Genomic DNA, 14008 nt, shown 5'->3' with positions numbered 1-14008 from the left:
AATATGCCAACTGTCGCCCTGGCGATCACCGATCGTATTTCGCTGGTCGACGTCGCCGCGCCGTGCGAGATATTCGGCGTCGACCGGTCCGACCTCGCCGATCCCTGGTACGACTTCACCGTCTGCGGCCCCGCGGGCGCCCGGGTCGGCGACTGGTTCCACCCCGCCTCCCCCGCCTCGCTCGACGGGCTCGTGAGCGCCGACACCGTGATCGTCCCGGCGTCCCACCGGCTCCGCGAGAGCCCGCCGGCCGACCTCGTGGCGGCCGTGCGCGCGGCGTACGAGCGGGGGTCGCGCGTCGCCTCCATCTGCACCGGCGCGTTCGTCCTCGCCGCGGCCGGGCTGCTGGACGGGCGGCGCGCGACCACCCACTGGATGCACACGGCGGCGCTGGCGGCGCGGTGTCCGCGGGCGCGCGTCGACCCGGACGCGCTGTACGTCGACGAGGGCCGCGTCCTCACCTCGGCGGGCAAGTCGGCGGGGTTCGACCTGTGCCTGCACCTGGTGCGGCTCGACCACGGGGCGACGGCGGCGAACGACGTGGCCGGGCAGCTCGTCCTGCCGCCGCGCCCGGACGGCGGGCGGGCGCGGCCGATCCAGGCGGCCGGCGGGGAGGATCCCGTCCTGTCCGCCCTTGAGCCGTGGGTGGCCGCGCACCTGCACCGGCCGCTCACCGTCGGGGACCTGGCCCGCCAGGCGAACATGAGCACCCGACACCTGACCCGGAAATTCAACGCGATCACCGGAATGACGCCGCTGCAATGGCTGCTGGCCCGGCGGATACGCCGGGCCAGGGAACTCCTCGAAACGACCGACGAGTGCGTCGAGCAGATCGCGGACCGGACGGGAATGGGCACGGCGGCCACCCTGCGGCGCAATTTCAACCGCGCTGTCGGCGTGCCGCCCGACACCTATCGGCGCACGTTCCGCACCGGCCCTCAGGTCGCCCGGAGATTCGGGTGAGGTGAAGCGGGACGCCGGGTCCCCCGCGCCGGGTCGGTCCAGATCTCGGCCAGTGCCCCGGTCTCCAGCCGCCGCTCGGCCCGGCCGTGCTCGCCGGGGTCGAACGCCGCGGCCCCCGGTTCGGCCAGCAGGGCGAACGCCGCGTCCGGGGCGCCTTCCGCCGCCAGCCCGTCCGAGCCGATGATCAGCAGCTCCCCCACGACGGCCAGGTCCGACGCGATCGGCGACGGGTGCCGCGTGCGCGCCTCCGCCGGAGTCCCGAGCATCGCCTCGTAGAGCGCGACGGACCGCTCGAACGCGGCGCTCGGCGTGACCAGCCGCGCCATCAGCCGCACGCCGGTCGGGCGCGGTGCGGGCCCGCCGGGCGGCCGGGGGCGCTCCCCCGGCCTCGGCCGGTGCTCGACCAGCTCCGCGATCGCCCCGTCGGCGAACCGGACGCGCGCCCGCGCCCCGGGAACGATCGCCTCCCGCGGTTCCAGGACGATCCCGCCGTTCGCCCGGACGAGCCGGAGCGCGCCCGCGAGCGAGGGCACGATCAGCGAGTACGCCGTCCGCCGCTGCATCGGGGTGAACGGCCGCTCGCTGGCGATGAGCAGGAGGCCGCCCACCGCCGCGAGCTCCAGCCCGCCGAAGTCGGGGATGGGCATGCGCAGGTCGGCCCGCGCGCCGAGAAGGCGCTCGTAGCGGCCGATCCGGTCGTCGAGCGCGGCCGCGTCGATCAGCGATCGGGCGAGCAGCCTGGGCCTGTCCAGGACGGAGGAGTCGGGGCGGGTGCGGAACCAGCGTTCGGGGAGCGTCATCTCCGGTCCTCTTTCTCTCGGGGCGCCCGGCCGCCGGTCGGCGCGCCGCCGAGCCATGGCTCCGCCCGCAGCCCCCACCTCGCGCACTCGTCCGTGACGAGGCGGTGCAGGGACGTGGCGTCGCCGAACCGGTCGGGCATCCCGGTCGCGGTCATGATCATCTGCCCGCCCGTGTCGAGCAGGCACAGCGAGGCGCGCAGCCTGGCCTTCCCGGGGACGATCCCCGGGACGTTCACGGTGCGCAGCGCGACGCCGTCCGCCCGCTGCCCCGCGAAGCGCGCGACGCCCTCGGGCACGCGGCCGAAGTTGGAGGCGACCGCGTCGGTCTGCTGCGCGCCCGGGGCCTTGAGCCGGTCGGCGTACCGGCCGGGCAGCAGGTGCCACAGCGGTTCGGGGACGAGGGTCGCGCTGCGCTCCCCCGAGCCCTGGAGCAGGGTCCTGGTGTCGCGCCGCGTCCGCGTCAGGTCCCCGTGCCCCGGCTCACCGGCCGGGACGCTCAGCGGGACCACGACCAGGGCGTTCGCGCGGCCGTCGCCGTCCGGGCCGCGCAGGCTCATCGGGATCCCGATGTCGATGGACGAGCGGCCCCGGAGCGGGACCCGGGCGCGGACGAGGTTGGCGGCGATCTCCACGAACAGGCTGTTCACCGTGCCGCCGTGGGCGTGGGCGCGTTCCTGCCACTCCCCCGCGTCCATCGCGAGGATCGTGGTCGCGAAGTAGCGCGGCTCCGCGCCGCCGGCGGGGCACGGCGGCGCCGGGGAGCCGCCGCGCAGAGCGCTCATCACGCGGGCGCGCGCGGAACCGTCCGCCAGCAACCCGGCGCTCCATCGCGTGGACTCCACCGCTGCCCGGAGCGCCAGCCCAAGCACGTCGCCGACGTCGCCGCCGCCGAGGCGCGCCGCCGGCGAACTCCGAGGAGCCGGGCCCGGGGGCGGGGCGGCCAGCGCGTTGAAGATGCCCAGCCCGTCCGAACGGAAATGCGGCACGGTCAGCGACACCAGGCCGCCGCCGCGGTACGGCGCCGCGGCGAGCCGCCACAGCGCGTCGGAGCCGGCGGGCAACGGCACCCGGGCCTGGGCGTCGATCCAGTCCATGACGTCGGCGTCCGCCAGCGGCCGCGGATGCGTCACCGGCTCCTCGGCGTTGTGCGCGTGCACCCACCTGCGGCGCGCCCCGGGGACGCGGGCCGGAACCGCCTTCCGGCTCAGCAGGCCCAGGTCGAGGCGGTCCCATTCGGCGCGCAGCGCGGAGCCGCTCACCTCGGCGGGGAACCTCCAGAGCACCTGGACGATCCTGGACGAGCCCAGCCTCTCGCCCGCCTGGAACAGCATCTCGTCGGTCGGGTTCAGCCGGTAGGTCGGGGCGCCGGGCATCAGGCGATCACCTCCCGGATCCGGGCCGCCGCGCGTTCCCCGATCACCGGGGCCGTCTTGAAGGCCCCGCCGTTCCATCCGGTGGCGGTGACCAGGCCCGCGGGCTCCGGCCAGGCGGTCACGGCCCCCTCGCCGCCGGGCGCGAGCGCGTCGTGGGCCATGACCCCGCCGCAGACCCCGGCGTCCGCGAGCGCCGGGCACCGCCGCGCGACGACCGCCCGGACGCGCTCCTGCTCGGCGGGCGGCGTTCCCCGCGTCACGGTCACCGGCACCCCGGTCACGTGCGAGACCACGCCCGCGAGCACGCCGCCCCGGCCGGTGGCCTCATCGCTCCACCGGCGCAGCCACGCGCCGGTGGTGGTGTCCACGACGGCGGGCAGGTCGCCGGGGGCCTCGCGCGGTTCGAAGACGCAGTAGCCGATCGAGCGGCTGCGCAGCGGCAGCCGCACCCCGGCCGTCAGCGCCAGGTCCGCGCTCGCGACCCCGGCGGCGATCAGCACGGCCGGGGCCGCCACCGGGCCCGCCGTCGTCCGGACGCCGCGGACGCGGGATCCGCGGATGTCCACCTCCGTCGCCCGCACCCGCTCCAGGACGGTCAGGCCGTCCGCCGCGTCGCGGAGCATCGCGCGTGCGACGGCCCGCGCCGGCAGCCAGCCGGCGCTCGGCTCGTAGACCCCGGCGAGGTCCGGCGACACCGACAGGCTCGGGAACCGCTCGCGGATCTCCGCCGCGTCGTGGACCCACGCGCTGTGCCCGGCGTCGCGGGCGGCCTCCACCCCGGCCAGCACCCCGGCCCGCACCCCGGCGAGCGCGCCGCCCGCGCCCGCCGGGACCAGCGTCAGCCCGCCGTGCCGCCGGACGGCCGGCCAGCGGCCGTGCCGCCCGCGCCGCAGGTAGGCGGCCAGGCCCTGGGCGGCGGCCCGCGCCCGGTCGCCGCCGCCCGGGTCGAAGGCCCGGACGAGCCCGCCCGAGACCCCGCTCGGGCCGTCCGCGATCCCGGCGGCGTCGATCAGGACGACCGACAGGCCCGCCGCGACGAGGCGCTCGGCGGCGGCGAGGCCGATGATCCCGCCGCCGACGACCGCGACGTCCGCCGAGGCGGCGGCGCCGCCGGGGCCGCTCATCGGAAGACCTCGGCGACCATGTGCTCGGGAATCCGGGCGTCGCGCACCGAACGCCGGCCGCCCGCCCCGGCGCTCATGCCCGAGGGGTACCGCATGAGCGACCCGGCGATGTCGGCCGCCCGTGCCGACAGCACGGCCAGCGCCCCCGCGTCGCCCATGCCGTGGCTCGCCTCGCACAGCCCGTTGAGGAAGAGGCGGAGCGGGCGGCGGCCGCGGCCCCGCCCGGCGAGCTCGACCGAGTAGTCGCGCGCGACGACCGGGACGCCCTGGTCGTCCAGCGGCAGGCGGTCCGCCACCCCTTCCAGCAGCGGGTGGTAGCGCTCGTCGCCGGGCCCCGCCCCGAAGTCGCGGAACCCCGTCGCCAGGATGACGGCGTCGGCGTCGCACGTGCTCTCGGTCCGGTGGTTGACGTCCCGCACGAGGAGCCGGTGGCCGCCGCGCAGCCGCGGGCGGACCCGCGCGACCTCCGAGAACGGCATCAGCCGGAGCCGGTCGGCCCCGGTCAGCTCGTTCTCGTACTGGGCGGCGGCGAGCCGGTCGATCACGTCCTGGTCGCAGGCCGCGTAGTTGACCGTCCGCAGCTCGGCCCGGATCCGCCGCTTGGTCTCGGCGGGGAGCGGATGGAAGTAGTCGACGAACTCCGGAAGGAAGACGCGCCTGCTGTAGGGGCTGGTGTCCTTCAACCGGAACCCGATGCCCCGGTGGATGGAGGTGACCTGCGCGACGTCGGGACGGCCCAGCAGGTCGAGCACGATCTCGATCGCGCTCTGGCTGGCCCCGACCACGACGACGCGCAGCCCGCCCGTCCCGCGCGCCCGCGCCGCCAGGCCCTTCACGGACGTGAGGTAGCGGGTGGAGTGGAAGACCGTCGGCCCCAGGGCGTCCTGGAACTCGGCGGGGACGCGCGGGGACCGGCCGGTGCCGAGGACGAAGGTCTCGCCCAGCAGGCACCGGCCGCTCCCCGTCTCCACGCGGAACACCTCGCCGTCGCCCGACCGGGCGAGCGACAGCCGCACCGCGGGCTCCCCGTAGTCGACCGACCCGCGGAACGACTCGGCGACCCACGCCAGGTAGCCCGCGTACTCCCGCCGCAGCGGGAACTTGAGGTTGAGGTGCAGGTAGTCGGTCAGCTTCCCGCGGCACGCCAGATAGTTGACGAACGAGTGGCGGCTGTCGGGCCGGCGCGGCATGGCGAGGTCCCGGAACGGGTTGTTCTGGATGTCGGTTCCGGAGAGGAGCTGCTCGTCCTGCCACTGGAACCCGCGGGCCCGCTCCACGAAGCGGACCGTCCCCGGGTATCCGAACTCCTCCAGCGCCACCGCGAGCGACAGGTTCGCCGGCCCGAAGCCGGCGCCCACCGCCGAGTGGACGTGGTCATCCGTCATCGTTCACACACCTTCGGCTCGTCGTGCCCGCCGCGGCGGCGGGACGGGCGGTTCGGGGACGGCTCGGCCCGCGGGTCGGCCCCGCGGATCAGTCCCACAGCGCCTTCGGGGGCCGCGCGCTCGCGCCGGCCGCCACCGGCTCGGCCGGGGCGGTGCCCGCGCCGACCGTCTCGACCACCCGGTTCTCGTCGTCGACGAGGACGACCCTCGGCTGGTGCTCCTCGACCTCGGCCTCGTCGTACTGGGCGTAGCTGATGATGATGACCTTGTCGCCGCGCTGGACGAGGCGCGCGGCGGCGCCGTTCACCACGACCTCGTTGGCGCCGGGCTCGCCCAGGATCGTGTAGGTCTCGAACCGGGCGCCGTTGTTGATGTTCACCACGTGGACCAGCTCGTGCACGCCGATGTCGGCGATCTCCAGCAGTTCCGGGGAGACCGTGAGCGAGCCGACGTAGTTCAGGTCGCTGTCGGTCACGGTCGCACGGTGGATCTTCGAGTGCATGAAGTTGCGCAGCATGTTCTCTCCTCGGATCGGTTTCTTCGTGCGGATGAGCGGTGTGGTCAGCGGCGGGCGAGGGAGATCCCCCGGAAGCGCCCGGACGGGGGCTCGGCGACGTCCTCCAGCAGCGGGGGCGGCTCCGGCGGCGGCGCCCCGCCGAGCGGGTCGCCGGGCGAATCGGCGGTGCTGGTCTCGAATGCGGTCGCGACCCCGGCGGCCAGGTCAGGCGTCACCGGCCAGGCGAGCACGCGGAGCGCCCAGAGGAACATCAGCGCGCCGGACACCTCGCTCGGGTCGTCGGTCCGCAGCCGCGCGCCGCGCAGCGCCAGCACCTCCAGGTGCAGCGCGAGCGCCTCGGCGGCGCGGCGGATGCTGAACGTGTCGAGCGCGTAGGCGCTCTCGAACCGCCGGACGGACGCCTCCAGCGCGCTGCGCCACCAGGGCGAGGGCGGCGCGTCGATCCTGCGCCCGGCCAGCCGCTCGTTCAGCGCGGCGTCGATCACGGCGAGCGGCTCGTCGAAGCGGGTCTTGAGCGTCGCGGCCGCCACCTGCTCGGTGAACTCCGACTGCTGGAGCTCCGGGCTGGTCAGCGCCAGGACGAAGCGGGCGCGGTCGCGCCCGGCGCCCGCCAGGTAGTCGCCCGCCCAGACGACGTCGCCCTTGCTGGTCGAGAACTTCCGGCCTTCGAGCAGGAAGTACTGGTTGGTGATCGTGCGGGTCGCGGGCCGCTCGACCGGCAGGCCGTGCTCGACGGCGAGCAGCGACAGCGCGAGGTAGACGAACGCGTTGTAGAAGCCGTTGTCGATCCCGATGAACTGGACCAGTTCGTCGCAGGCGCCCGCGCGGGACTCCCGTCCGGCGATCGCGTCCCGGGTCTCGCGGGCCCGCCGGAGCCAGTAGAGGTGGCCGACGTAGATCTCGGGCCAGGCGTTCACGGTCTGCGGCGGCGCGTCCGGGCCGTCCCAGTCGACGGAGATCCCCCAGTCGCCCGGATAGGTGACCGGAATGGCGGGGAGCCGTCCGGCGAGGGTCTCGGCCACCACGCCCCGCAGGTCGGGACGCTGGACGGCGCCCTCCGGCGACGCGTAGAAGCCGGTGATCATCGAGCGGTACCGCTCCAGGTCGAGCACCCAGATCGGCACCCGCTCGCGCGGCGGGGCCGGGCCGCCGTCCTCCACCGGCAGCAGCGCGCCGGGAAGGTTGTAGAGCCCGCACGCCTCGCAGACGCCCGCCCTGGCGTGGGCCAGGCAGGAGGGGCACCGGCCGGTGACGAACGCCTCGGCCCGGTACTCGCCGCTCTCCGCGTCGTAGGGCAGCTCGACCTCGCGCCGGTCGAACGCGCCCGCCTCCCAGAGCGTCGTGAAGAAGGTGCGGACGAAGGTCTCGTACCGTTCGTCCGGCCGCTCGAAGAGGTCCACGTCGACGGCGGCGGCGCCGAGCGTCCCGCGCACGCCGGCGAGCGCCTGCCGGATGAGCGCCTCGGGGGTCGTCCCGAGCCGCCGCGCCGTCGTGACCACGTAGGTCTGGTTGTCGTCCGTGCTGGACGCGAAGGCCACGTCGTTCCCGAGGATCTTCTGGGACCGGGCGCAGACGTCGCTCGCCAGGACCGGCCCGGACAGGTGCCCGAGATGCAGGTCCCCGTTCGGGGTCGGCGGGGAGAACGTGACGTCGACCCGGCGCGGCCCGCCGTCGGAGGCGCCCCTCGGCTCAGCCATGGCCCGCACCCTCCGAGCCGGGCTCCGGCTGGAGCCAGTAGATGCTGACGAACGTCAGCGCCTCGGTGTCGCTCCCGTTGGTGACGACGTGGTCGTTGCCGTTCGGGACGTAGATGACGTCGCCCGGCTCCACCGGACGGCTCTCCGCGCCGATCCGCACCGTGCCCGACCCGCTCGTGAAGATGAACGTCTCGTCGGTGGCGTGCCGGTGCTCGGTGCTGGACTCCAGCGGCCGGATCGAGCACAGCGTGCTGTTCCACGGCGGGACGACCACCCCCTCCCACGGATACAGCTGGCGGATGTCGCAGCCGTTCTTGCGGATCTGCCGATCCCCGGTCTCGGTGCGCACGTACATGCGGGTTCTCCTTCTGGTCGCGGTCGGACGCCGCTCGGAGGCGGGCGGTATCAGCGGAGGGCGAAGATGCGTTCGAGCACGTCGTCCTCGAAGGACTCGGGCGGCACCTCGAAGGGCCCCTTGAAGGTCGCGAGGCGGGACCCGGCGAGCACCGGGTCGGTGGGCCAGGACTTCGCGTAGGCGAGGCGGCGGGCCGCGCCCTCCGGGGTGAACGTCATGTTGATCGTCGTGCGGACCCGGCCGGACGCCCGGAGCCTGCGCATCCGCACCTCGCGCTCGCGGCCGTAGGGGGCGAACGCGCGCGGCGTCCAGTCGCGCTCCGTGCGGAGGACGTCCCAGACGACCCGGGCGTCGCGCAGCGCGACCGAGAGCCCCTGGCCGATGATCGGGTCGGTCCAGCCCGCCGCGTCCCCGATCAGCACGGCGCCCGGGACGTAGGGGACTTCCGTCCACGAGTCGTTCATCGGATAGAACGCGCACGACTGGGACGCGCGGGCCGCGCCGAACATCTCGCTTCCGGGGATGCAGCGGAACTGGAACGCCTTCAGGAACGCCTCGCGCCGGTCCGGGCCCGCGAAGCGACCCTTCTGGGCGACGTCGTGCAGCAGGTACAGGCGGGCCTTGCCGCCCGACCGGGGGAAGACGAAGTAGAGCAGGTCCCCTTCCGTCCCGATCGAGGTGATGTGCACCGGCCAGGCGTCCAGGTCCTCGACCAGGAGCCCGCCGCCGAGCGAGTTCGGCGGCGTCTGGGTCAGCGGGACGCCGAGCTGCCGCCGCACGGTGGAGGTCCGCCCGTCGGCGCCGACGACCAGCCGGCAGGGCGCCTCGTACTCGGCGCCGCCGTGCTCGTACCGGACGCTCGGGGCCGCCCCGCCGGTCACCCGCACGTCCCCGACGCCGCGCACGACGGTCGCGCCCGCGGCCTCGGCCGCCGTCGCGAGGGCCTCGCACGCCTCGGGGTGGCCGACGTCGAGGACGCCGCGGATGCCGGGGAGCATCTCGTCCAGCTTGAGCGCGTTCCCCAGCGCGACGTCCGGGTCCACGACCTCGTCGAACCCCACGAAGCGGTTCACGTAGGTGCCGCCCGCGTCGAGGACCGCCTGTTCGAGCCCGAGGCGGATCAGCTCCAGGACGCCCCAGCAGTTGATCACCTCGCCGCGGACCTTGTCGCGGTAGACCACCTGCCGCTCCAGCAGGAGAACCCCGTGCCCGTCCCTGGCGAGCACCGCCGCCAGGGCCGAGCCCGCGATTCCGCCGCCGACCACGACGACATCGACGCGTTTGGCCTTCACCATTGGATCCCCTAAGCGATGTGGGCGGGGACGCGGGCCGGCCGTCCGGTCGGGATCACCTCGATCTCCGCTGGGCTGCCCCGCTCCTTTCCCGACCATCGTCACAAGGGCGGATGATTGGCGGGAGGTCGCACATGGACATCGGGCGAACAATTCTGGCCACCGCGCTGCTCGCAAGGGTTTGGGATCGGCGGCCTTTGCCGGGCTGTGATCTGCGCGCCGGTGACCCTGGGTACACCGGGGCTCGGCTCAGAGAATGGTCGTGCCGCTAACGACAGAGGGCCGCGGACGGCGTGGTGCCGTCCGCGGCCATTGGCGGGTCGTGCCGGGTTGTCAGCGGCGCGCCGGGCGCGTGTTCCGCCTGGGGGAAAGGGGGCGGCTCAGTGACTTGCTCAGTTCTGCCAGGCGCTTCCACTCCGTCACGCGCTTCGCCGCGATGGCACGTACCAAGGGCGCACTGTGCGGAGGGATGTTGTTGATGATCGTCCGCCACCGTTCGAGCTCGACCTCCGTCGCGATCAGCATCCGGAGCAGCTGCCGCCCGGACTCGGTGCCGCGGAACGCCGGGTCCCGCGTCAGCTTCCGCAGCACCGCCTCGGTGTCCTCCGGAAGGGACTCGGCGGACTCGGCGGACTCGGTGGACTCGGCGGACTCGGCGAACCCGGTCGCCTCCGCGGTCGCGGGGGCCGGCGCCTCGCACCCGGGAGCCGGCGCCTCGTGCGCGCCGGTGCCACCGGGCGGCGGGACGCATCCGCCGCGCCCTTCGGGCACGGGGCTCTCGCCCCGTTTCAGCCTTTCCCGCACGTCCCGGGCGGTGCTCACCGAGACCCCCGCGGTGGCGGCGAGTTCGCGGAGCGACATGCCGGAATCCTCCGACAACCGGTTCGCGATGGTCCGGCGCCCTTCCGCGCTGCTCACCGGGCGCAGCCGCCCGTCGCGGCCGATCCGGGCGTCCAACTGCGGAATTTCCCCACTCGCGTGGCGGCGCAGCTTGCCGACGGTCTTGGAGCTGATACCGGCCCATTCGGCCACCGCGCGGTCGGACCAGTACGGATGCGAGGTCATGATCCGGATGGCGGCGCTCCGGCGCTCGGCCAGCGTGAGCGGCAGGCCGTGCCCGACGTTCAGCCGCACCGACAGGATGAAGGCGTCCTCCTCCGAGCCCTCGAACATCCGCGCCTTCATCGTCGTTCGGCCGCGCCGGGCGGCCGCGCGCAGCCGGTGGACGCCGTCGATCACACGCATCGTCCGGCGGTGGACGAGAATGGGTTCCAGCTCGCTCTCCGTCTCGGCCAGCACCCGAATGTGCGCGGCGTTCTCCCGGCGCATGCGGGGCGAATGCGACGGCGACAGTTCCGCGATCGGAACATCCTGCGTCGGGAGTGAGCTAAGAAGGCCGATTAAGCCTGCCGGGGTCATGACCTGGCCCGTCGACAGAGCCGCCTCGGGAAGCGCGACGTCCACTGACCGCTCCTTGCATGGGAACCATTAGCAAAAGAAGACCACACGACCGGTTTTCTTTCAAGAAGCGAATATGTGACTCACACCACAGCGAGGTATTATGATCAATATATGCGCTGGTCAAGCACGCCATGCGAACGCGAAATAGTTTCGGTCACGCATTTATTCGTACCAACTAAATCCGACCAGTCGGTTAGCATTCCCACCGACTCCGAACGCCTCGCGCACAAGTGCGGAGCACTCACCGTGACCACCGGGTCGGCCCGCCGGGCGCACCGGTGCGGCGCGGGACCCGCCGCGCGGCCGGGCGGGAGGGCCGACGCCTCGCGGCAGAGGGGGGTGACCATGGCGCCAGTCCGAGTCTGAGGTGCCTTCCCGGCACCTGACCGAGCCCCTATTCTCAAGCATTGACAAAGCGTCCACTGACTCTGTCAGTCCCGGGCCTTTTAGGAGGCCACCACCTTGCCCCAGCAACAGCGTGCGATACGCACCCGCCAGGTGATCCTGTCCGCCGCCGCGAAGGTGTTCGAGGAGCGCGGATACACCGCCGCGAGGTTAGGGGAGATCATCGAACGGGCGAACGTGACCAAGGGGGCCGTCTACTTCCACTTCCAGTCGAAGGCGGAGCTGGCGCTCGCCGTCATGGACGAGCAGCGACGCTTCGTGCCCCCGTCGGCGCCGCGCCCCTCGCCGCTCCAGGACACGATCGACCTGACCCACCGGGTCGCGCGCGACCTCCAGGAGAACGTGGTGCTCCGCGCCGCCGTCCGGCTCGTGATCGAGCAGGGCTCGTTCACGATGCCCAACCCCTCGGCGTACCTGATGTGGGTCCGGTCGCTGCGCGGGCTGCTCGACGCGGCCCGCGAGAACGGCGACCTGCGTCCGGAGGTGGACCTCGACGACGTCGCCGACCTGGTGGTCGGCGCGCTCACCGGGATCCAGCTGATGGACCAGGTCCTCACCGGCCGCAGCCTGTTCACCCTGAAGATCACCAACCTGTGGCGCTACCTGCTCCCCGGCCTGACCACCCCGGAGCGGCTGGCCGCGCTCCGCCCGGAAGGCTCCCTGCCCGCCGAGCCGTAATAGCTTGTGCGGATGGGGCAGTCCCGGTTTCCGCGCGGCCGCAGGGCCGACGCGATCGTCGCCGCCGCGGCGTTCGCCCTGGACCTCGCCGAGCTGCTGATCCGCGCGGTCGGCCACGCCCCCGCCGGCCGGATCCTTCTCGTCGCGGCCGGGCTGGCCGCGGCGGCGGCGGCGCTGACGGCACGGCGGCGCCACCCCGTGGCCACGCTCGTCATCGTCGTCGCCTTCGACCTGCTGCGCGGCGCGCTCGCCGGGTCGTGGAGCGACTCGATCAGCACGGTGTCCCTCGTCGCCCTCTACAACGCGGGCCGGTACCTGCCGGTCGCCCGGGGGTGGGCGGCCGGCGGCGGCGCCGTCGCGCTGCTGGCGGTGCCGGTCACCGTCCGGACGGGCGCCGGCGGCCTGGCCGACGAGCTGCTCACGAACTTCCTGGTGGTCGTCGTGGGCCAGCTCATGGCGGCGCGGGAGGAGCTCACGCGCCGCCACCGCGCGCAGGCGGTCGAGGCGGCCGTGCACGACGAGCGGCGCCGGATCGCCCGCGAGCTGCACGACGTCGTGGCGCACCACATCGGCGTCATGAACGCGCTGGTCGGCGCCGCGCGGACCACGATGACCCGCGCCCCGGAGGAGTCCCGGGAGGCCCTGGAGGCGGCGGAGCGGACGGCGCGGGAGGCGATGGTCGAGATGCGGGAGATGCTGGCGGTGCTCAGGGCCGAGGACGGCACCGACACCGGCGGCGGCGAGCCCGCGACGGCGGGCGGTGTGGCGGCGCTGGTCCGGCGGGCCGGGGAGACGGGCGTCCCGGCCGCGCTGGAGGTGTCCGGTGTTCCGCGCCCGTTGCCGTCGTCGGTCGACCGCGCCGTCTACCGCGTGGCGCAGGAGGCGCTCACCAACGTCCGCAAGCACGCGGGCGGGGCCCGCGCGACGGTCCACCTGCGGTACGCGCCCGACGCGGTCGGCGTGGAGATCACCGACGACGGCCCGGGGAGCGGGCCGCCCGAGGAGGGGCACGGCCTGCGGGGGATGGCCGAACGGGTGGCGCTGTGCGGCGGGACGATGCGGGCCGCGCCCCGTCCGGAGGGCGGGTTCCGCGTCGCCGCGCACATCCCGCTGCCGTCGCCGGCGGACCACGACGCCGGCGCCGCCTCGCCGGGCCGCCCGCGATGATCCGGGTCCTGATCGCCGACGACCAGGCACTGATCCGGGTGGCGTTCCGGATGATCGTGGGCGCGCAGCCCGACATGGAGGTCGCCGGCGAGGCCGCCGACGGGGCGGCCGCGGTCGCCCTGACCCGGCGGCTGCGACCCGACGTGGTGCTCATGGACGTCCGGATGCCGGAGCTGGACGGCATCGAGGCGACCCGGCGGATCATCGACGCCCTGCCCCGCACACGCGTGCTCGCCGTGAGCACCTTCGACCTGGACGAGCACGTCGTCGCGGCCCTGCGCGCGGGCGCGTCGGGCTTCCTGCCGCTGGACGTGTCGCCGGAGGAGCTGACCGAGGCGATCCGGATCGTCCACCGGGGGGACGCCGCCGTGGCGCCGCGCCTGCTGACCTACCTGATCGGCACGTTCATCCGGACGGCCCGGCCGCGCCCCGCCGCCGTACCGCCCACGCTCGCGGGCCTGAGCGCGCGTGAGCTGGACATCCTCGTCCTCATCGCGCGGGGGTCGTCCAACGCCGACATCGCCGGGGCGCTGTCCATCTCCGAGTCCACGGTCAAGAACCACGTGACGAGCGTGTTCGGCAAGCTGCGGATCAGGGACCGCGCGCAGGCGGTCATCGCCGCCTACGAGGCGGGGCTGGTCACTCCGGGCGACGGCGCGAAGGCCGCCGGCGGCGGGCGGCCGCCCGCCTCGTCCGCCCGACCAGAGGACTAGGAACCCGGTCCTAGCGCGCCGCACGGGATCGTCGGGCAGGCCGAAGCGGTGCCGGGACCGCGACACCTACGTTTCGAT

General features: G+C 74.3%; 13 protein-coding genes. 4 read left to right on the top strand and 9 right to left on the bottom strand.

Annotated features, from left to right (window positions below; translation table 11 throughout):
* Positions 1–3 precede the first annotated feature (3 nt).
* Positions 4–963, top strand: coding sequence for a GlxA family transcriptional regulator (locus tag KLI87_RS05115; RefSeq protein WP_156214606.1), 960 nt, complete (start codon positions 4–6; stop codon positions 961–963).
* Here KLI87_RS05115 and KLI87_RS05110 read toward each other — a convergent pair.
* The 9 genes from KLI87_RS05110 to KLI87_RS05070 all read right to left on the bottom strand — a co-directional run bounded on the left by KLI87_RS05110 (position 939) and on the right by KLI87_RS05070 (position 10970).
* A complete protein-coding gene (locus tag KLI87_RS05110) occupies positions 939–1763 on the bottom strand; it encodes a hypothetical protein (protein ID WP_214616007.1) in 825 nt (274 codons plus the stop codon). The genes KLI87_RS05115 and KLI87_RS05110 overlap by 25 nt on opposite strands.
* On the bottom strand, positions 1760–3136 hold the full coding sequence (locus KLI87_RS05105; protein ID WP_214616006.1) for a hypothetical protein: 1377 nt from the start codon (positions 3134–3136) through the stop codon (positions 1760–1762). Before KLI87_RS05105 ends, KLI87_RS05110 begins: the two co-directional genes overlap by 4 nt.
* A complete protein-coding gene (locus KLI87_RS05100) occupies positions 3136–4260 on the bottom strand; it encodes an FAD-binding oxidoreductase (RefSeq protein ID WP_214616005.1) in 1125 nt (374 codons plus the stop codon). Before KLI87_RS05100 ends, KLI87_RS05105 begins: the two co-directional genes overlap by 1 nt.
* Positions 4257–5645 (bottom strand): SidA/IucD/PvdA family monooxygenase, encoded by a 1389-nt coding sequence (locus tag KLI87_RS05095; protein ID WP_156214610.1) that lies wholly within the window; start codon positions 5643–5645, stop codon positions 4257–4259. The genes KLI87_RS05100 and KLI87_RS05095 overlap by 4 nt, the downstream gene beginning before the upstream one ends.
* An 88-nt stretch (positions 5646–5733) precedes the next feature.
* Positions 5734–6162 carry an aspartate 1-decarboxylase gene (panD, locus tag KLI87_RS05090; RefSeq protein ID WP_156214611.1) on the bottom strand — a complete coding sequence of 143 codons (429 nt, stop codon included), beginning with the start codon at positions 6160–6162 and terminating at the stop codon, positions 5734–5736.
* 44 nt (positions 6163–6206) lie between these two features.
* Positions 6207–7859 carry a class I tRNA ligase family protein gene (locus tag KLI87_RS05085; protein ID WP_214616004.1) on the bottom strand — a complete coding sequence of 551 codons (1653 nt, stop codon included), beginning with the start codon at positions 7857–7859 and terminating at the stop codon, positions 6207–6209.
* Positions 7852–8214, bottom strand: a complete 363-nt coding sequence (locus tag KLI87_RS05080; RefSeq protein WP_214616003.1) for a cupin domain-containing protein — start codon at positions 8212–8214, stop codon at positions 7852–7854. Before KLI87_RS05080 ends, KLI87_RS05085 begins: the two co-directional genes overlap by 8 nt.
* A 50-nt stretch (positions 8215–8264) precedes the next feature.
* Positions 8265–9509 carry an NAD(P)/FAD-dependent oxidoreductase gene (locus tag KLI87_RS05075; RefSeq protein ID WP_156214614.1) on the bottom strand — a complete coding sequence of 415 codons (1245 nt, stop codon included), beginning with the start codon at positions 9507–9509 and terminating at the stop codon, positions 8265–8267.
* A gap of 330 nt (positions 9510–9839) precedes the next feature.
* Positions 9840–10970, bottom strand: a complete 1131-nt coding sequence (locus KLI87_RS05070) for a ParB N-terminal domain-containing protein (RefSeq protein ID WP_308165851.1) — start codon at positions 10968–10970, stop codon at positions 9840–9842.
* Positions 10971–11429: 459 nt separating this feature from the next.
* Between KLI87_RS05070 and KLI87_RS05065 the strand changes: the two genes are divergently transcribed.
* From KLI87_RS05065 to KLI87_RS05055, 3 genes are read left to right on the top strand one after another with little or no spacing between them, the layout of a single operon-like run.
* The gene (locus KLI87_RS05065) at positions 11430–12050 is read left to right on the top strand and encodes a ScbR family autoregulator-binding transcription factor (RefSeq protein ID WP_156214615.1); all 621 of its coding nucleotides are present in this window, start codon (positions 11430–11432) and stop codon (positions 12048–12050) included.
* A gap of 12 nt (positions 12051–12062) precedes the next feature.
* Positions 12063–13217: a sensor histidine kinase gene (locus KLI87_RS05060; RefSeq protein ID WP_214616002.1), complete on the top strand. Its 1155-nt coding sequence runs from the start codon at positions 12063–12065 to the stop codon at positions 13215–13217.
* Positions 13214–13930: a response regulator transcription factor gene (locus KLI87_RS05055; protein WP_214616001.1), complete on the top strand. Its 717-nt coding sequence runs from the start codon at positions 13214–13216 to the stop codon at positions 13928–13930. Before KLI87_RS05060 ends, KLI87_RS05055 begins: the two co-directional genes overlap by 4 nt.
* Positions 13931–14008 lie beyond the last annotated feature (78 nt).

The organism is Actinomadura sp. NEAU-AAG7, assembly GCF_018603865.1.
Classification (GTDB): Bacteria; Actinomycetota; Actinomycetes; order Streptosporangiales; family Streptosporangiaceae; genus Spirillospora; species Spirillospora litoris.
This window is presented reverse-complemented; position numbering and strand designations above follow the sequence as displayed.